The following is a 17512-nucleotide window of genomic DNA, read 5'->3' on the forward strand; positions in this document are numbered from 1 at the left end:
GCTTTTCTTACAGCCTACGCCTTGGGAGAATCACTCCAGCGGGCGGTCGGGCGCCTAGTGCACCTCAGCGCTCTTCTCAGGGTCGAAGGGCTCCAGCGGGTCGCCAGCAGCCTTCGTGTACTTCGCGATGAAGGTCATCAGGTGGAAGATAATCAGGGTCGCAGCGGTACCCAGAGCAATACCAGCGAAGGACAGCTCACCGAAGGTCCAGGTGTAGTCCGCAATACCCACAATCAGCGCCACAGCGGCGGTGGTCAGGTTGATCTGGTTCGAGAAGTTCACTCGGTTCTCGCTCCAAATACGGGCACCGAGCATACCAATCATGCCGTACAGCACGGTTGCGGCACCACCCAGAACACCCGCGGGAACGGTCGCAATTGCCGCACCGAATGCGGGGAACATGGACAGCGCAATCGCGAAGATAGCAGCCACCCAGTACGCCGCGGTGGAGTACACCTTGGTCGCAGCCATCACGCCGATGTTCTCAGCGTAGGTGGTGGTACCGGAACCGCCACCCATACCGGCGATGGTGGTTGCCAGACCGTCCGCCATGAGGGCGCGGCCGGAGTAGTCGTCCAGGTTCTTACCGCTCATCAGAGCAACAGACTTCACGTGACCGATGTTCTCAGCGACGAGCACCAGAATCACGGGGATGAACAGGCCTGCGAGCTCCCAGTGGAACTCGGGGGTCTGGAAGTGCGGCAGACCGATGATGCCCTGAGTCTGCACAGCCGTATCAATCTTAGAGAAGTCCACCTCGCCGCGAATGACAGCGGTAATGTAGCCGATGCCCACACCCAGCAGGATGGACAGGCGACCAATAATGCCCTTGAAGAGCACCGAAATCAGGATGATGGAGCACAGGGTCACCAGCGCGGTCACAGGTGCCACCATGAAGTTGTCCTTAGCGCTCTTCGCCAGGTTGAAACCAATCAGCGCCACAATCGAGCCGGTTACGACCGGGGGCATGAGCTTGGTCAGCCAGCCGGTGCCAGCGAACTGAACAATCAGACCGACCAGGAACAGCGCCACACCCGCCATGACGATACCGCCGAGTGCACCAGCGGGGCCGTGCGAGTTCATGGCAGCCGCCAGGGGCGCAATGAACGCGAAGGAGGAGCCCAGGTAGGAGGGGACGCGTCCGCGGGTAATCAGCAGGAACAGGATCGTGCCGATACCCGAGAAGAACAGGGTGGTTGCCGGCGGGAATCCGGTAATGATCGGCACGAGGAAGGTTGCACCGAACATTGCGACCACGTGCTGCGCGCCGATGCCGATGGTAATCGGCCATGCGAGGCGCTCGTTCGGGGCAACAAAGGAACCGGGCTTGATGCTGCGGCCGTCGCCGTGGATCGACCAGTCAAAGCCGAGAAGCTTAGAGATGCTCAAAGGGAGCTCCTGAGGTGAATGTGGTGGTGTATAAAATTCCACATAATTCTACGCGCATATGGGTTTAGGTCTCAGCTAAACGGGTGTAAATATGAGCAGGGATACGTTGAACAGGGCATATATTCTCTTATCGTGGGCTCTGTATCCCGTTATATAGCCCAGAAAGCATCAATACCCCGTATATGCGGTTCAAGGCATATACGGGGTATTGATGCAAAGAGCGAATAAAAACACTCGCTACACACAGCTCAGTAGCTTAGAGAGCGTCACGCAGGTTCTCCAGGTGATCGTAACGCGCCAGCTCATAACGCAGGTGACCCTCGGTCGGGGACTGAACCGGCAGGAACGACGCCTCACGCAAGCGACGAGCAGTCGGGGAATCAGCCACGTAACCGGCGCCTCCAACAACCTGCAGCTCAAAGTGAGTAGCAATGGTCGCAAAGTGCGAAACACCCAGGCGCAGGCTCAGCAGGTCACGACGCTCAGCACGCTCCGGCTCAGAAGCCAGGCGAACCAGTTCCTCACGCAGGCTCTGGTACTCCGCCAGAATCAGCGGGAACTCAGGGCGGAACACGCCCTGCGAGACGTCCAGGTGCTTAGCAGCCTCCTGCAGTGCACCAGCGGCAAGACCCAGGCAGAACGACGACTGAACCAGCAGGAACGGCGCGGTCACATCGTGCAGGAAAGCCTCAATATTGTCGCTCAGAATGTCCTCGCTCGGAACGAAAACGTCCTCGAACTTCAGGGTGCCGGACTCGGTGCCGTTCAGTGCCAGCAGGTTGCGGTGGTAGTCAATGCTCAGGCCCTCGACGTCCTGGCGGACCGTCACAATGTAGCGGTTCGGGTGACTCTCCGGGGCGTTCTGCACAGCCACCGGAAGAACAATCACGCCGCCCGGGTACAGGTTCGACGCCCACGACACGGAACCGTTCAGCTTCAGACCGCCCTCAACGAGGGTACCCTCCACCTTGATCGGTGCCAGACCCGAAGCCTCCTTGTACGCCGCCGCCATGGCGGTAGTGCCGCTGACGGTCGCATCCGCCAGACCGGCGGGCAGCTCGCGGCCCACAGCGTCAAAGAACGCAATGGTCGAGCGGTGAGCCCACAGGGAGAACGCCGTGGAGGCGTCCTCGGTGGCAAGGTCGAAAGCCACCGAAACCTGGGGTACCAGGGAACCGCCGTCGCGGCCCAGGGTAATCAGACCGTCCTTAGCGATTTCGCGCAGGTTTTCGAAGGGGGAACGCTCGCCGCGGTCAACAGCATCTGCGTGGGTTCGGGCGAGTGCGAGCACCTGCTCGCGCTGGGGGTAGTCGTAGAGGGGTTCGAGAGTGAACTCGGACATGGGGTTTCTCCTAAGCGGGGAGCATCGCGTCTATGCGTGCAGCTTGAACAGTCGATCGATGGGGGTGCTGACGGCCTTACGGGCGCGAACAACAGCTTCTTCGTCGGGTGCGTCGTAGAAGCAGAGGCACTTTGCGGTGTCTTCGCGAACGTAGGTGCGCAGGAAGGAAACCTCGGGTACTTCAGCGTACTTGGGGGCGTTTGCCTTCTTGCGGGTCAGGTACTGTTCCATGGTGATTTCTGCGGGGATGTCCCACTCAACCAGGTAGTCTGCGTCCTTCTTGAGTTTCTTGATGTCTTCGAGCTCTGCGCCGACCAGGCGGACTGCGTCGGGGCCTGCGACGGATGCGCGCTCACCGATTGCTGCGGCGAGGTCGGGGCCGAATGCGGTGTTCTCGGATTCGACGATGACGAAGACAATCTTGTGGTCTGCGGAGACCTGGGTTTCGATGAGCTCGGCGCCGTTGGTCAGGGACGAGTTGACGGTCTCGATGAGTGCGGTTGCTTCGTCCTTGGACGGGTTAGCGGGGGTCAGTTCTACCAGGTACAGTGCCATGATGTTCTCCTTGGGAGGTTGCGTTGGGGTGGCCGGCCGCGTGTTTGTCCGGCCGTTCTGGAATCACCTTAGACCTGTGGTTGAAGACTGTCTAATAGATTTCTGTTCGTGGCTTAATGCGTCCTTTTTGACTCTGTATTTCGTCATGCGTGTTCACGTGGAGACATAAATCGTCACAGTTCCGCGCATTGGAACCCGCCTGCGGCCGCAGAATTTTCACGCGGGTTAATGAACCCGCAGGCGCTTCTATCCGCGTCGTCCTGCTCGTGCCGCAAAATCGTCAAGGGCACGGTTGAGAGCGGGGACGGTCCACACTTTTTGCCCCTGAATTTTGACGCGTTCTTCACGCAGAATCTGCAGCTCCACCATGCGGTTGAGCAGGCGATACACACTAGCTCGGGACCCCTGTGTGTGCTCCTCCACCATGTGTGCGGTGAAGGCGGGCTCGGTGCAGCATAGATCGGTGAGGGAACGCAGGAGAGGGGTTTTACGCTGGGTAGTGGCTAGTATCTGCTGTTGTAGATTCTCAATGTCTTGCGCCAGGATTTCTGCGTTGGTGATTGCCTTCTGCGCGGCGTTGATGAAGAGCTCGATGATGGGCTCGGCATCACCTGCACGGTAGTCGGTGAGCGCCTGAATGTACCCTTCGGTATCGTGCAACAGCCCGGAGGAGACGGGCAGAATCACGTGGCGGGTGACGCCGCGGGCGAGCAGGAGCGCGGAGATGAGGGCGCGCCCGGTTCGGCCGTTGCCGTCAGTGAAAGGGTGGATCGTTTCAAATTGGGCGTGCGCGATAGCCGCCTGCGCGAGGGGGTCAATATCGCGGCGGTTCATGAAGGCTACAAGGTCTTCGAGGGCGGCAGGAACCCTCTCGTGATGCGGCGCCACATAGTCGGCGGTTACCGGCGAATCACCCTTAATCCACACCCACTGGGTGCGGAGCACACCGGAGTCTTGCTGCAGGCCGCGGGTCAGCTCGCGGTGCATCGCGAAGATGTTATCGACGCTAATGTTTTCAGCAGTGTTCAGGGCTGCACGCATGGCGTGAACGTTGCGTGCCACCAGCTCAGCGTTAACGCCGACCTTCGACCCGCTTGCACCCAGGACAGCCAGTGAGAGCCTGCGTGCACTAACGGTGAGGTTTTCAATCTGCGAACTGGAGGCGGATTCGCCGCGCAGAAGAACCGCAGAGAAGGGGATGCTGCCGATGTGGTGGAGCCGCTCATCGAAGCGGGTCATTGCGGTGGCGTTCTCCTGGAGGCGCGCTCGCAGTGCGGGGCTGAGTTCGACGTTAAGTTCGGCAATGGAGGCGGGTACGGCGCTGGAGAAGGTGCCGGAGTTGCGGCGCGTTGCGCGTCGGGAGGCGAGGGCGTCCCGGTGAACCCAGGGGTCTTGCGGCTCCCATTCGAGGGCGGGCCAGGTGATGGCTGAGGGCATGCTTCCTCCTCCTGGGTGTCGTCTTGCTAGGTGCGTTTGGGGTGGGGTCTTAATAAGACAATACACTTCAATTTTCTTATTAAGGCGCTTAATAAGAAAATCTGCGCGGATTGTCTCATTAAGGAACATGCCCCGAACGCCCCTCCTCAACTGCCCCTCAACATTCCGGGGCTCCAGCGCTCCGGCCGCTGGGGCATACACCGGAGCATGCACCGGGAACTTATGCCAGGGCATACAGCAAGGGCCCCGAACCCTTGGTAATTCAAGGATTCGGGGCCCCTAGCCTATATGCACTAGCCTCATACGCTCACGCTGCCCGAAAAAAGCGAGCCAGCGGTCTAGACAAGCAACTTTGCGGTTACTTCACGCCGCGCATGAGCTTCTGAACCGGCTTGTGCACCAGGAACAGCAGAATACCGGTCGCGATGGTGATGATACCCATCCAGGTGAAGTAGGGAACCTCGGTCTCCATGCTGTAGAACGGAGCCAGCCAACCCGACAGCACGGTACCCATTGCCACGGAGGTGAAGTACAGCGCCATCATGTTCACGCGGTGCGCCTTCGGTGCGAGCTTGGTCGCCAGCGAAATACCCACCGGCGAAATAATCAGCTCGGCGATGGTGCAGACGAACAGAATCAGCACAATCCAGCCGACGTTCACGCTCTGAACTCCCGCCTGAGTGAGGAAGATCCAGAACGCCAGGCCGATGATAATCAGCGCTGCGGAGAACTTCAGGGTGGTGACCGGCTGGCGGTCGCCCCACTTGGTCCACAGGGCGGAGAACATCATGCCGAAGATGATGATGAAGACCGGGTTGATGGAGTTGACCAGGTTCGGGGTCAGCTCCATGCCCAGGATGTTCCAATTGAGGCGCTCATCCGAGTACACCGCCATGACGGTGAACTGCTGCTGGTACAGTGCCCAGAACACGGCGTTAGCAATCCACAGGGGAATGAACGCGGTGACGCGGGAACGCTCATCCGCGGTGACATCCTTGGCGGTCAGCATCTGCGCGAACAGGGCGATAGCGCCGATGAAGATGAAGGCCATGACCCAGTTCTTGAGGTTGTCTGCGGTCATCAGGCCGGTTGCCAGTAGAATGCCAAGAACCACGACGATACCGACCAGCGCCAGGGCGAAGTTACGCTTCTGGGCGCCGGTGAAGGGGGTACCCACGTGGTGTACGGATTCAGGCAGGTTATTGCGGGTCAGCGAGTACTGAATCAGGCCAGCAGCCATACCGATGGCGGCAAAACCGAAGCCCATGTGGAAGCCCCAGGTGCTCCAGCCCCAACCGGTCAGGAGCGGGCCGAGGAGTGCACCGGTGTTCACACCGATGTAGAAGATAGTGAAGCCTGCATCGCGGCGGGAGTCGTGGTCGCCGTAGAGCGAGCCGACCAGCACGGATGCGTTACTCTTCAGACCACCGGAGCCGATAGCGACCAGCAGCAGACCAATCACCACGCCCGGAATGCCGGGGATGAGGGAGAGGGAGATGTGACCCGCCATGATGCCGATGGCGGAGTAGAAGAGGGTACGCTCGGGGCCGAGGAGGCGGTCACCGAGTATACCGCCGAGGATTGCCATGAGGTACACGACTGCACCGTACGCACCGATAACGCCGGTGGCGAGGTCCTTGTCGAGGCCCAGGCCGCCCTTGTCTGCGGTGTAGTACAGGTAGTAGATCATGATGCCCTGCATGCCGTAGAAGGAGAAGCGCTCCCACATTTCTACGGTGAACAGGTTCGCGAGCATGCTCGGGTGGCCGAAGAAGGTCTTGGTGTCCTTGGGTTCGGCACCTGTGATGGTGTTGGACATGGTGGAAATTCTTTTCTGTTGTGCCCGGTTTTCTGTGTGACCCGGACAATATGTGTATAAGTGTATACCCTTGCCCATGCATATGTATACACGGTACGCGCCTATATTTCAAAGAATGAATTCTCTTGCAGTGCATGAAAAACCATTTCGATTTTTTCGTATGCACCGCTTCTGAATCTCACAAACCCCCAAATACCGGGCTAGATGCGCCTCGTGCCCTTAACGCGATAGAGTGGAACCACAACTATGCCCACCCGGCACCCGGCCGTACCGACCGGCTCATTTTTAATCATTTCAAAGGAGAACCCCCATGACCGCTGTACCCCAGGTTGACCCCCGCGACGTTCCCGCCGGCGCAACCATCATCGACGTGCGTGAAGACTACGAGTGGGAGGGCGGCCACGCGACCGGCGCAAAGCACATCACCCTCGGCACCATTGCTGAGCGTCTGGCAGAACTGCCTGCACCCGGCGAAGACTTCTACGTCATCTGCCACGGTGGCGGCCGTTCGAACCGCGCGGCAACCTTCCTGCGTGAGCACGGCTACGCCGCACACAACATTGCTGGTGGCACCAGCGCGTGGTTTGCTGCCGGCCTGCCGATGACCAGCGAGAACGGCGAAGCACCCGCGGTCGTTCACTAAACCGCCAGTTCGCCTGCACGCCATACAATGGAGTCCGTGACTGAAACTTCCGCGGACCGTATTTTGTCTACCCCGAACCCTCCCGCTTCTGCTTCCCCTCATGCCCTGCCGAGTATTCTGCAGAGCATCCCGTGGGATGCGCAGACGCGGGAGCTCATCGTGCGCCCGCTGCCTTTTGCGGTGAACTGCGAGGAGGCGTACCCGCTGCTGACTGGCGGTGCTGAGTATTCCTTCTGGCTGGATTCGGCGCGTGAAGAGTCACCCATGTCGGTTGCCTCGTACGTGGGTGCGGTTCCGGCGCAGCTTTCGCCCCTGCGCGTGGATTCGGCACGTGCGGCGGCTGAGTCCGGCGGGGAAGACCCCTTCGTCCAGCTGGAGGCGGCGCTCGCCTCCGCACCGCGCGTGCACCCGGATGCCGCGGCGGCAACCGGCCTGCCCGCGGGTTTGGGCGGCGGTTACGTGGGCTATTTCGGCTATGAGGCGCGTGCCGCCATGGGCTTGGAGCACGGCCACCCGGTGCCTGGCTACCTGCCGGCGCATGAGGCGCCGACCCCGGATTCTCTGTGGTTGCCGGCGGTCCGCTACCTGGTGCACGAGCATGCCCGCCCGGGTCGTGCGGCGCGCAGCTGGCTGGTGGGCGATGAGCCGTGGTGTGAGGCGGCGGAGCGGCTGCTGAGCGCGGTGCTGCCTCCGGTGCTGACCGCGGCGGGGGAGCGTGCCTCGGAAACTGCCGCCTCCAAAACTGCTTCTGACAGCACCCCCGTAAATGCCCCTGAGCTTACCGAGCCTCTGCTCTTCACTGCACCCGCCGCGGAAGCCTATATGGATTCTGTTCGCGCTAGTCAGCACGAAATCTATGAGGGCAATAGCTACGAGGTGTGCCTGACCGCGCAGACGGTCGCGCGCATCCAGAATCCGAGCCCGGAGCTTTTCTTTGAGCTGTACCGCCGCCAGCGCGCCCACAATTCGGCGCCGTATGCGGCGTATCTGCGGTGCGGTGATTTTTCGGTGCTCTCCTCCTCCCCGGAGCGTTTTTTGAGCGTGGATACGCACCGCAACGCGCAAACCAAGCCGATTAAGGGTACGGTGCCGCGCGGCGCCACCCCGGAGGAAGATGCCGCCGCCGCAGCCTGGCTACGCAGTGACCCAAAGACCCGCGCCGAGAACCTCATGATCGTGGACCTGCTGCGTAATGACCTGTCCACGGTGTCTGACCCGGCGTCCGTGCGCGTGCCGGTGCTCATGGGTGTGGAGAGCTACTCGACCGTGCACCAGCTGGTGTCCACGGTCAGCTCTCGCCTGCGCGAGGGAATTTCCGCGGTGGCCGCCGCGCGGGCGTGCTTCCCGGGCGGCTCCATGACGGGTGCGCCTAAGCCTTCGACCATGCAGATTATTGAGCGCCTGGAGGGTCGCGCTCGCGGCGTGTATTCGGGTGCCCTGGGCTTTGTGTCGGCGGATGGTTCGGCGAACCTGTCGATTGTGATTCGCACGCTCGTGGCGCACGATGAGGGCACGGTGACTCTCGCTGCCGGTGGCGCGGTGGTGGCCGATTCGGATCCTGCCGCCGAGTATGAGGAGATGCTGACGAAGCTACGCGCCGCCCTACCGCCGTCGGTGGGCCGCGTGGTGGAATAGCCTAGCGCCGGGATAACGCGGTAGTGGGATAGCGCAGGATAGCCTGCACCGCCTGCACGTGAGCCGCTACACTGGAACTATGACTAAGCTTTCTGAAAACCTCCCCATTGAAGAAGCCCGTGAACGCCTGCGCCAGCTGATTATGGAGCTGGCTGTGGTGCGCGGGCACGTGGTCCTCGCCTCCGGCAAGGAAGCCGACTACTACGTTGACCTGCGCCGCATCACCCTGCACCACGAGGCTTCTCGCCTGGTCGGTCAGGTCATGCTGGACCTGCTGGATAAGAACGGCATCGAGTTTGAGGCTGCTGGCGGTCTGACCATGGGTGCTGACCCGGTGGGTACCGCGATTATGCGTGCTGCTGGCGATCAGGACCGTGCGATTGACGCGTTTGTGGTGCGTAAGGCTCAGAAGTCTTACGGCATGGGCCGTCAGGTGGAGGGCCCGAGCGTTGAGGGTCGCCGCGTGGTTGCTGTTGAGGACACCTCCACTACCGGTGGTTCTGCGCTGACTGCTGTTGAGGCGCTGCGTAAGGCTGGCGCTGAGGTCGTAGCGGTTGCTGTGATTGTTGACCGTGCGACCGGCGCGAAGGAGCATGTGGAAGAGGTTGCGGGCGTTCCGTGCCTGTACGCGTACTCGAAGGATGAGCTGGGTCTGGACTAGTCTCTACTGGCTTGGACTAGGACCTCGTGAATTTTTAAGGCATTCCCGTTGCGGCGGGTGAACCCGTGCCGCTGGCTACTGTGTGTGGCTGGTGGTGCGGGTTTTTGTCTGTAAGATGGCTCTGTGGGCGCCGGAGTGGCGCTGGTTGTTGGCGTGAAGGTGGTTGTGATGGTTGAGAATCGTGAGGCGGCTGAGGCTGTGCCTGCGGAGGCGGCTGTAGCTGAGACTGTTGAGGGTACTGAGCAGGGTACTGCCCGTTTTGAGGTGGGTGTGGGCCCGTGGGAGGGCCCGTGGCCTGAGGGTGACCACTGGGATGAGGAGCTGCTGCGTGAGGGCGACCGTCGTAACGTGGTGGATAAGTACCGTTACTGGTCGATGGACGCGATTATTGCTGACCTGGATACGCGCCGCCATGATTTTCATGTGGCGATTGAGAATTGGCAGCATGACCTGAATATTGGCACGGTGGTGCGTACTGCGAATGCGATGTTGGCGAAGGAGGTCCATATTATTGGGCGTCGCCGCTGGAATCGTCGTGGTGCGATGGTGACGGATCGTTATCAGCATGTGCGTCATCATCCGACGATTGAGGATTTTGTGGCGTGGGCGCAGGGTGAGGGCCTGGAGATTATTGGTATTGATATTTTTCCGGATTCGGTGCCCCTGGAGACTTATGATCTGCCGAAGAAGTGTGTGCTGGTTTTTGGTCAGGAGGGCCCGGGCTTGTCGGAGGAGCTGCATGCGGCGGCTAGGGATACGTTGTCGATTGAGCAGTTTGGGTCGACGCGTTCGATGAATGCGGCGACGGCTGCGGGTATTGCGATGCATGCGTGGGTTCGCCGCCATGTGTTTGGCCAGATTCCGTCGTAGCCTGGCGGCTGTTTATGAGGTGTTTAAAGGTTCCGATGCGTTGTGTGCGCGTCGGAACCTTTTTATTGGGCTTTGGGTGGCTTAAACCACGCATGGAATTACCTAGGCGTGTTAGTGTTAACGCAAATCACAGGAGATATGAGAATCGCACTCTCAATTTCCTGGCTTCGGCTCGCTACTGGTTGCGGGTTGTGGGTATGAATGACCGCGGCGTCATTCCCCTGAAAGGAGTCGGTAACAATGAAGAAATCTGCTGCTCTGTTCGCCTGCTTTGCTTTAGCTTTAAGTTCCTGCGCCGCTGCGCCTAAAGATACTAGCCTCAAAGCCCAGCTGGATTTTGAAAATAACTATATTACTCTTCCGCTCGACGAATACGACATGAGTGACCAGGCCAAAGATATAACGGTTAGGGCGTCATTGTTGATTCGTAAAGAGTGCTACGCGAAAAAAGGATACGATTTTGAAATCGTAGAAAACGGCTGGGTTTCTAGCGGCGCCTCCCAGTACGGCTCCTGGAATGTGAAGCATGCGGCGAATCATTATACGTCCAGCAAAGTCAGAGAAGAGCAGTATAGGATTTATGAGAGCATCCCTGAAGACGTCAAGGACAGCTGCCACGAAGAGCATCGGGAAGAACTGGATGCGCTCAAGTTTGATGAGGCTCATGAGGAAAAGTACCGCCCCGTCAATCGTATCCGTGGCGAAGCGTACCAGCGTGCGCAGGGTGACCCTGAATGGAAGAAAGCCCGCTCAGATTGGTGGGACTGTCAGCGTGAGAAAGGGTTGACGCCTCGCACCGGGGACGGCGAATGGACGAGCAAAGAAGCGGCCAGAATGGCCAGTCTGAATTCTGATGATCCCAAAGTGTTGGAGGAGGAGATCCGCCTGGCAACCATTGAAGCTCAATGTAGTGAGAAGGTGAGGTTAGCTCAGCGTTTGGGTGATCTTGAGGCGTCCTATCAGGGGCCTTTGATTGAGAAGAATCAGGCGTTGCTGAATGATTTGAAGGCTGAACGTGACGCGAAGATAGCCAAGGCGCGTGAAATTATCGCCACCCACCAGTAGATATCAGTAACAAGAAGATAGGAGCTCTTGGGATAATTGGGGTAACTCCGTTTAACGCTACAACGAGGTATGGAGGAGGAAAAGCCTATGCGTAAGGCTCTCTCTGCGGTAACAGTATTCTGCCTGCTGGGGGCGTGCGTGTCCTGCTCCAACAGTGCCGAGCGGGACACCTCACGAAAAGCTGTTCTCGATTATTCAAAGAACTATATACATCTTCCACTGGACGAGTATGCCTTCGATGAACTAACAGTCCGTACGGTGAGCACGGCGTGGCACACGCTCATGTCCGAATGCTACGCGCACCACGGGCAGTCCTACGCTGTGCCCTCAATAGACACCCCGCAACCCGGGGGGCTATACGGCAACTGGAACGTCGAGTACGCCAAAAAGTACGGGTACTCCCAGAAGGAATCCCGAGGCCCAGACGATTCAGCATCAGACGACATCAACGCCCGGTGCCAAGAAGAGGTGAAAACCGCATTCTCTGAGGTTGAACTGGACGAAAAAGAATACCGGTTCGTAGGAGAGCTAAACTCACAGGCATACACCTACGCCTCCCAAACCGATGAGTGGAAAAATATCCGCTCAGAATGGTGGACCTGCCTGCGTGAACGTGGGCTAACCCCCAGAGAAGGAGAAAGCGACTGGATGTCCGAAGAAAGCGCACATTTCATGGCCTCCTCCCAAGGCAACGAAGAAACTAAGCCGGAAGAAATTCGCCTCGCAACCATCGAAGCTGAATGCAACCAGAAGGTGGGTATGGCTCAGCGTTTGGGTGATCTTGAGGCATCCTATCAGGGTCCTCTCATTGAGAAGGATCAGGCGAAGCTTAACCAGTTGAAAGAAGAGAAAGAAAAGCGTGTGGCGAGGGCGCGTGAAATTATCGCCACCCACCAGTAGCCACACCCGCTGAAGGGCAGAACGGGCGAACCAGCCGCAGAATGCCCACAAGCAAATTTCACAAGAAGGAGCCGGGGAGTGTCACCACTCCCCGGCCCTCACTTTATTCACTCTCAACCTCGCAGCCCATGCTGGCGCACCTACAGGCCCGCCAGCTCAAGGCCACTCAGCGTCAGGTTACTTTAGCCCTTTAGCCCACCGGAACGTTAACGTTCACCAGCGAGTACAGATCCTTCGGATCATCCGGGCTAGCAACCAGGTCAATGAACTGCTGCAGGTCGGTGTCCTGCGTAGCCGCACGGGCATAACGCAGACCCGAGAAGTCAGCAATCGCGAAGCCCACCGAATCAAACAGGGTAATCTGCTCATCCGACACGCGGCCGGGCTCCTCACCGGTCAGAACCTTCCAGAACTCCACCACGGGGAAGTCCGGGTCCTTCTGCTGAATCTCGCCCTCAATGCGGGTCTGCGGCGGGAACTCAACGAACACGGTGGAGCGGTCCAGAATTTCGCTTTCCAGCTCGGTCTTGCCGGGGCAGTCGCCACCAATAGCGTTCAGGTGCACGCCGGGCTTCACTTGGCGGTCCAGCAGAACCTTCGCCTGCTGCTTATCGGCGGTGCAGGTGGTAATAATGTCGGCACCCTCAACAGCCTCGTCCACGTCCTTAGCCAGGTGGATGCGGAAGCCCAGCGGCTCCAGGTTACGGCGGAACTTCTCCATCGCGTGCGGATCAACGTCGTAGACGGACAGGTCCTCAATGCCGAGCACCGCGCGCATACCCAGCGCCTGGAACTCAGACTGCGAGCCGGTACCAATCATCGCCATCTTCTTCGAATCCTTGCGTGCCAGGTGCTTAGCAACCATGGCGGACACGCCGGCGGTACGCAGCGCGGTCAGCAGGGTCATCTCAGCCAGGAACACGGGGTAGCCGTTGTCCACGTCAGCGAGCAGACCGAACGCGGTCACGGTCTGGAAGCCGCGTGCCGGGTTCGACGGGTGGCCGTTCACGTACTTGAAGGAGTAGGTGATGTTGTCGGAGGTGGGCATCAGCTCAATCACACCGAAGGGGGTGTGGGAGGCGACGCGCGGAATCTTGTCGAAGCTCTGCCACTTCTTGAAGTCTTCTTCGAGGAAGTCGACCATGCCGGCAATGATGTTGCCTACGCCGTCCTTCTGAATCCACTTCGCCATCGAGGCGACGTCAACAAATTCCACCGCGTGTGCGCTAGGACGTTCAGTCATGATTTTCTCCTTTGAATATCTGCACAAAACTTCTTTGTGCATCTGGTGGTCACTACGGATATCTATTATCTCAAAATATATTGCAGGACACACCGTATTAGAAATGCTGTAGATATGTACTTTGCTTTATGTATTACACGGATGTAATACGGAACGAACACGAAAAGACGTACAGGGAGGGGGTTCCAGACTCTATTGGCTAGAGTTTATTGGTGAGGGTCTAGCGGCTGGGGTCTAACAGCTGGGGTCTAGAACCCCCTCATTCGCCGTCACCGGGATATCACCGGGATTGGAGGCAACCGGTCGGGTTAGTGGCCCTTCGGCTTGTCCTCGTCCTCAATGTCCAGATCATCCAGGTCAATGTGGGTACGAGGCTCCGAAACGAGCTTCTTCACCACGGGGCGGGCAGCAATCACAGGCACGGAACCGGTGTAGCCTTCACGGACGCGAGCAATCTCGTTGACGCGGTCACGAACCGTGTACCAGCCGATAATCAGCAGCGGGATAACCAGCAGCAGCGATGCCAGGGTGTAGGTGCCGACCGGGTAATCCAGAGCCATCAGCACCAGCACAGCAGCGAGGAATACCATCACGGCCCAGTCGCTGAAACGACCGCCGGGTGCACGGTAGTTGGGGCGCTTGTACTTGCCCTCGCCGACCAGCTTCAGGTACTTCTGGTGCGACATAGCGATAGCCGCCCAGCTAGCCATGGTACCCACGGATGCGATGTTCAGCACGACCTCGAACGCCTGCTCGGGAACGAAGAAGTTCAGCACAACACCGAAGAGGCCAATCACACCGGTGAGCAGAATACCTGCCACGGGAACACCGGAGCGGGACACCTTAGTGGTGAACTTCGGTGCCGAACCGGCAACACCCATCGAGTGGAGGATACGGCCGGTGGAGTACAGGCCAGCGTTCAGCGAGGAAGCAGCCGCGGTAATAACGACCAGCTGCATAATCGGTGCGGTACCGTCAATGCCGATAGCGTCGAAGAAGGTCACGAACGGCGACTCTGCGTCCTTGTATGCGGTGTAGGGCATGAGCAGGCAGAGCAGAACCACGGAACCAACGTAGAAGATCGCAATACGCCAGATCACGGTGTTGATAGCGCGGGGGATAACCTTCTCAACGTTCTTGGTTTCACCACTGGTGGTGCCGACCAGCTCAATACCGGCGTAGGCGAACACAACGCCCTGAACCACGATCAGAGCGGGAAGAATGCCGTTGGGGAAGAAACCGTCATGGGCAGCGATGAGTTCAAGGCCGGGGCGGACGCCGTTGATGGGCTCACCGAAGACCAGGTACCAGATACCAACTGCCATAAAGGACAGCAGAGCAAGAATCTTAATGAGTGCGAACCAGAATTCCAGCTCACCGAAGAGCTTCACGGAGATGAGGTTCAGAGCCACGGTGACGATAACGACGATGAATGCGCTAAGCCACTGGGGAATGTCAGCGAAGAACTGGTTGTATCGACCGAACCAGCTGATGTAGATAGCGATAGCGGTGGCGTCTGCAACGGCGGTCATTGCCCAGTTCAGCCAGTACAGCCATCCGGATACGAATGCAGCCTTTTCACCGTAGAATTCGCGGGTGTAGGAGACGAAGGATCCCGAGGAGGGGCGGTGAAGGATCAGCTCGCCGAGGGCTCGAAGAATCAGGTAGCCGAAGAAGCCGATGACGGCGTAGATGACGGCGAGCATGGGGCCCGCGTCCTGCAGGCGGCTACCGGTGCCCAGGAACAGGCCGGTACCAATTGCGGAACCGATGGCGATCATCTGGAGCTGACGTGCGCCAAGTCCCTTGTGGAAGCCTTCCTGTTCGTGTGCGAACGGGTCGTCTGTGGGGGGCTTGGTGTACTGATCCGCTGCAGAAGTCTGCGGGTTCTTGTTCGGTGAGGTGCTCATGCTATACCTCCTTGGATAGTTACGTCTGAAGCACGTGTTACACGAAATGTGGTTGGGAACACGTCTGTGGGTTGTAACGACTATAGCACGGTAATTTGACTAAATATAACCCGCATCACGTAACAATTTATATACATATAATGCATATTTTATGAAAATATTTGGTTCATGTTGTATTGTGTGGTTTTAATTGTTTTGTGAAATAGATTATTTGAACTTTGAGTCTAAAAAATCAATTCCCCCACCACCGCACAGCACAAGAGCACCCACAACGGGGTGCTCCAGCAACATATTCAGAACGGAGGCTTAGCCCTCCATCAGGCGATCAATCTTCGCCCGCAACGCGCGCTCACGACGATTCAACCACCACCAGCTCGGCCAACGCATCAACGACTTACGCCCAACCTGCACGACCGAGGGGAGCTTCGCCTCCGCAAGCGCCGCATCAATCTCGTGGTCGCTCGCGCCCTCATCACGCATTTTCTCCATCATCTCAAGGGATTTTGCCATATCGCCATGCCCCAAAACATGACGACTCTTACGCTCCAGAACCTCATCCAACCGAGCGCGCACCGGGGCAATAGCCGCCGCATTCGGATGCTCACGCTCAGCACGACGCTGCGCCTGGCGGGCACGCTTCTCACGCTTCGCGTCGAGCTGTTTCGGATTATTTTTAGCGCTCGCCTTGCTCATGGGAGGATCCTTTCGCCGCATTCAGGGTGACGTGTACGCTGACCTGCACGCACAGAAGACATTTAGTCATTAACACCTCTACTTTACCGCGGTATTTGGCAGAACTTTTATTGCAGTAAACCCAAAAAAACCCACAAAAAATTAACGATAAATAAGTCGTATCTTGGTAAAATAGTGCGAGTAGGAGGCGTCTCGCGCGCCAACAAAATATGGTGAACCGGCCCTGCCTCGGTAACCGGTCGCATCTATCCAAGGAGTCAGCATATGGCTATTGCAACCCCCGAAGTTTACGCAGAAATGCTGCAGACCGCGAAGGAAAAGGGCTTCGCGTACCCCGCAGTGAACGTGACCTCCTCCCAGACCCTGAACGCTGCAATCCGCGGCTTCGCAGAGGCTGGCTCGGACGGCATCATCCAGGCATCCACCGGCGGTGCAGCATACTGGTCTGGCGCTTCCAAGAAGGACATGGTCGTTGGCTCCCTCGCCTTCGCAGCATACGCACGCGAAGTTGCTAAGCAGTACGACGTGAACATTGCACTGCACACCGACCACTGCCCCAAGGACAAGCTGGAAGGCTTCGTCCTGCCCCTGCTGGCAGAGTCCGAGAAGGCTGTTGCTCGCGGTGAAGACCCCATCTTCAACTCCCACATGTGGGACGGCTCCGCAATTGACCTGGACGAGAACCTGAAGATTGCTGCTGAGCTGATCGAGCGTACCTCCAAGGCAAAGCTCGTTCTCGAGGTTGAGATTGGTGCTGTTGGTGGCGAGGAAGACGGCGTTGAAGGCGCTATCGACGACTCCCTGTACACCACCGTTGCAGACGCAATCAAGACCGTTGAGGCAATCGGCCTGGGCGAGAAGGGCACCTACATGGCTGCTCTGACCTTCGGTAACGTTCACGGCGTGTACAAGCCCGGTAACGTTCACCTGCGCCCCGAGCTGCTCAAGGAAATCCAGACCGAGGTCGGCGCTAAGTACGGCAAGGGCGACAAGCCCTTCTACCTGGTCTTCCACGGTGGCTCCGGCTCCACCGAGCAGGAGATTGCAGACGCAGTGTCCTACGGTGTTATCAAGATGAACATCGACACCGACACCCAGTACGCATTCACCCGCCCCGTTGCTGGCCACATGTTCAGCAACTACGACGGTGTGCTGAAGGTTGACGGCGAGGTCGGCAACAAGAAGACCTACGACCCCCGCGTTTGGGGTGCAGCTGCAGAGGCAGGCATGGCCGCACGCGTGGTCGAGGCTTGCCAGCAGCTCGGTTCCGTCGGTACCTCCATCAAGTAAGGTGCTGTTCGCCCGCCGTAGCTCCCGTAGGTGCTGCCGGGTGTGAACCTAAGCTTCGTT

15 protein-coding genes are annotated in these 17512 nt (G+C 58.6%); 7 read left to right on the forward strand and 8 right to left on the reverse strand.

Going from position 1 to position 17512, the window contains the following annotated elements; all coding sequences use genetic code 11:
* Positions 1-54: 54 nt before the first annotated feature.
* From RM6536_RS04160 to RM6536_RS04180, 5 genes are all read right to left on the reverse strand, one after another.
* Positions 55-1389 (reverse strand): uracil-xanthine permease family protein, encoded by a 1335-nt coding sequence (locus RM6536_RS04160; RefSeq protein WP_060824161.1) that lies wholly within the window; start codon positions 1387-1389, stop codon positions 55-57.
* A gap of 256 nt (positions 1390-1645) precedes the next feature.
* The gene (locus tag RM6536_RS04165) at positions 1646-2731 is read right to left on the reverse strand and encodes an acyl-CoA dehydrogenase family protein (protein WP_060824162.1); all 1086 of its coding nucleotides are present in this window, start codon (positions 2729-2731) and stop codon (positions 1646-1648) included.
* Positions 2732-2761: 30 nt separating this feature from the next.
* Complete coding sequence (locus RM6536_RS04170) at positions 2762-3286, reverse strand: DUF4242 domain-containing protein (protein ID WP_060824163.1); 525 nt, start codon at positions 3284-3286, stop codon at positions 2762-2764.
* 246 nt (positions 3287-3532) lie between these two features.
* Entirely contained in the window at positions 3533-4723 is a 1191-nt protein-coding gene (locus tag RM6536_RS04175; protein WP_060824164.1) for a Fic family protein, read from the reverse strand.
* 358 nt (positions 4724-5081) lie between these two features.
* Positions 5082-6542: a peptide MFS transporter gene (locus RM6536_RS04180; protein ID WP_060824165.1), complete on the reverse strand. Its 1461-nt coding sequence runs from the start codon at positions 6540-6542 to the stop codon at positions 5082-5084.
* 310 nt (positions 6543-6852) lie between these two features.
* Here RM6536_RS04180 and RM6536_RS04185 point away from each other — a divergent pair, with 310 nt between their 5' ends.
* The 6 genes from RM6536_RS04185 to RM6536_RS04210 all read left to right on the forward strand — a co-directional run bounded on the left by RM6536_RS04185 (position 6853) and on the right by RM6536_RS04210 (position 12316).
* Positions 6853-7185 (forward strand): rhodanese-like domain-containing protein, encoded by a 333-nt coding sequence (locus tag RM6536_RS04185; protein WP_049350220.1) that lies wholly within the window; start codon positions 6853-6855, stop codon positions 7183-7185.
* 27 nt (positions 7186-7212) lie between these two features.
* Positions 7213-8820 carry an anthranilate synthase component I family protein gene (locus RM6536_RS04190; protein ID WP_060824166.1) on the forward strand — a complete coding sequence of 536 codons (1608 nt, stop codon included), beginning with the start codon at positions 7213-7215 and terminating at the stop codon, positions 8818-8820.
* A 79-nt stretch (positions 8821-8899) separates the two neighbouring features.
* Entirely contained in the window at positions 8900-9481 is a 582-nt protein-coding gene (gene pyrE / locus RM6536_RS04195; protein WP_005504234.1) for an orotate phosphoribosyltransferase, read from the forward strand.
* 123 nt (positions 9482-9604) lie between these two features.
* Positions 9605-10351 carry a TrmH family RNA methyltransferase gene (locus RM6536_RS04200; protein WP_231918005.1) on the forward strand — a complete coding sequence of 249 codons (747 nt, stop codon included), beginning with the start codon at positions 9605-9607 and terminating at the stop codon, positions 10349-10351.
* Between the two features lie 240 nt (positions 10352-10591).
* Positions 10592-11416 carry a hypothetical protein gene (locus tag RM6536_RS04205; RefSeq protein WP_060824167.1) on the forward strand — a complete coding sequence of 275 codons (825 nt, stop codon included), beginning with the start codon at positions 10592-10594 and terminating at the stop codon, positions 11414-11416.
* Between the two features lie 87 nt (positions 11417-11503).
* Positions 11504-12316, forward strand: coding sequence for a hypothetical protein (locus tag RM6536_RS04210; RefSeq protein WP_060824168.1), 813 nt, complete (start codon positions 11504-11506; stop codon positions 12314-12316).
* A 190-nt stretch (positions 12317-12506) separates the two neighbouring features.
* On the opposite strand, the gene RM6536_RS04215 is transcribed toward RM6536_RS04210, so the two are convergent.
* From RM6536_RS04215 to RM6536_RS04225, 3 genes are all read right to left on the reverse strand, one after another.
* Positions 12507-13559, reverse strand: a complete 1053-nt coding sequence (locus tag RM6536_RS04215; RefSeq protein ID WP_005504242.1) for an ornithine cyclodeaminase — start codon at positions 13557-13559, stop codon at positions 12507-12509.
* 308 nt (positions 13560-13867) lie between these two features.
* Complete coding sequence (locus RM6536_RS04220; protein WP_060824169.1) at positions 13868-15469, reverse strand: amino acid permease; 1602 nt, start codon at positions 15467-15469, stop codon at positions 13868-13870.
* A gap of 306 nt (positions 15470-15775) precedes the next feature.
* Entirely contained in the window at positions 15776-16162 is a 387-nt protein-coding gene (locus RM6536_RS04225) for a hypothetical protein (protein WP_060824170.1), read from the reverse strand.
* Between the two features lie 264 nt (positions 16163-16426).
* Between RM6536_RS04225 and fbaA the strand changes: the two genes are divergently transcribed.
* On the forward strand, positions 16427-17452 hold the full coding sequence (gene fbaA / locus RM6536_RS04230) for a class II fructose-bisphosphate aldolase (protein ID WP_012902702.1): 1026 nt from the start codon (positions 16427-16429) through the stop codon (positions 17450-17452).
* Positions 17453-17512 lie beyond the last annotated feature (60 nt).

This window comes from Rothia mucilaginosa (assembly GCF_001548235.1).
GTDB lineage: Bacteria > Actinomycetota > Actinomycetes > Actinomycetales > Micrococcaceae > Rothia > Rothia mucilaginosa_B.

Excerpts from the sequence above, each read along its gene's own strand:
- RM6536_RS04165 (WP_060824162.1), bottom strand. The coding sequence starts at position 2,731 with ATGTCCGAGTTCACTCTCGAACCCCTCTACGACTACCCCCAGCGCGAG.
- RM6536_RS04170 (WP_060824163.1), bottom strand. The coding sequence starts at position 3,286 with ATGGCACTGTACCTGGTAGAACTGACCCCCGCTAACCCGTCCAAGGAC.
- RM6536_RS04175 (WP_060824164.1), bottom strand. The coding sequence starts at position 4,723 with ATGCCCTCAGCCATCACCTGGCCCGCCCTCGAATGGGAGCCGCAAGAC.
- RM6536_RS04180 (WP_060824165.1), bottom strand. The coding sequence starts at position 6,542 with ATGTCCAACACCATCACAGGTGCCGAACCCAAGGACACCAAGACCTTC.
- RM6536_RS04185 (WP_049350220.1), top strand. The coding sequence starts at position 6,853 with ATGACCGCTGTACCCCAGGTTGACCCCCGCGACGTTCCCGCCGGCGCA.
- RM6536_RS04190 (WP_060824166.1), top strand. The coding sequence starts at position 7,213 with ATGGAGTCCGTGACTGAAACTTCCGCGGACCGTATTTTGTCTACCCCG.
- pyrE (WP_005504234.1), top strand. The coding sequence starts at position 8,900 with ATGACTAAGCTTTCTGAAAACCTCCCCATTGAAGAAGCCCGTGAACGC.
- RM6536_RS04205 (WP_060824167.1), top strand. The coding sequence starts at position 10,592 with ATGAAGAAATCTGCTGCTCTGTTCGCCTGCTTTGCTTTAGCTTTAAGT.
- RM6536_RS04210 (WP_060824168.1), top strand. The coding sequence starts at position 11,504 with ATGCGTAAGGCTCTCTCTGCGGTAACAGTATTCTGCCTGCTGGGGGCG.
- RM6536_RS04215 (WP_005504242.1), bottom strand. The coding sequence starts at position 13,559 with ATGACTGAACGTCCTAGCGCACACGCGGTGGAATTTGTTGACGTCGCC.
- RM6536_RS04220 (WP_060824169.1), bottom strand. The coding sequence starts at position 15,469 with ATGAGCACCTCACCGAACAAGAACCCGCAGACTTCTGCAGCGGATCAG.
- RM6536_RS04225 (WP_060824170.1), bottom strand. The coding sequence starts at position 16,162 with ATGAGCAAGGCGAGCGCTAAAAATAATCCGAAACAGCTCGACGCGAAG.
- fbaA (WP_012902702.1), top strand. The coding sequence starts at position 16,427 with ATGGCTATTGCAACCCCCGAAGTTTACGCAGAAATGCTGCAGACCGCG.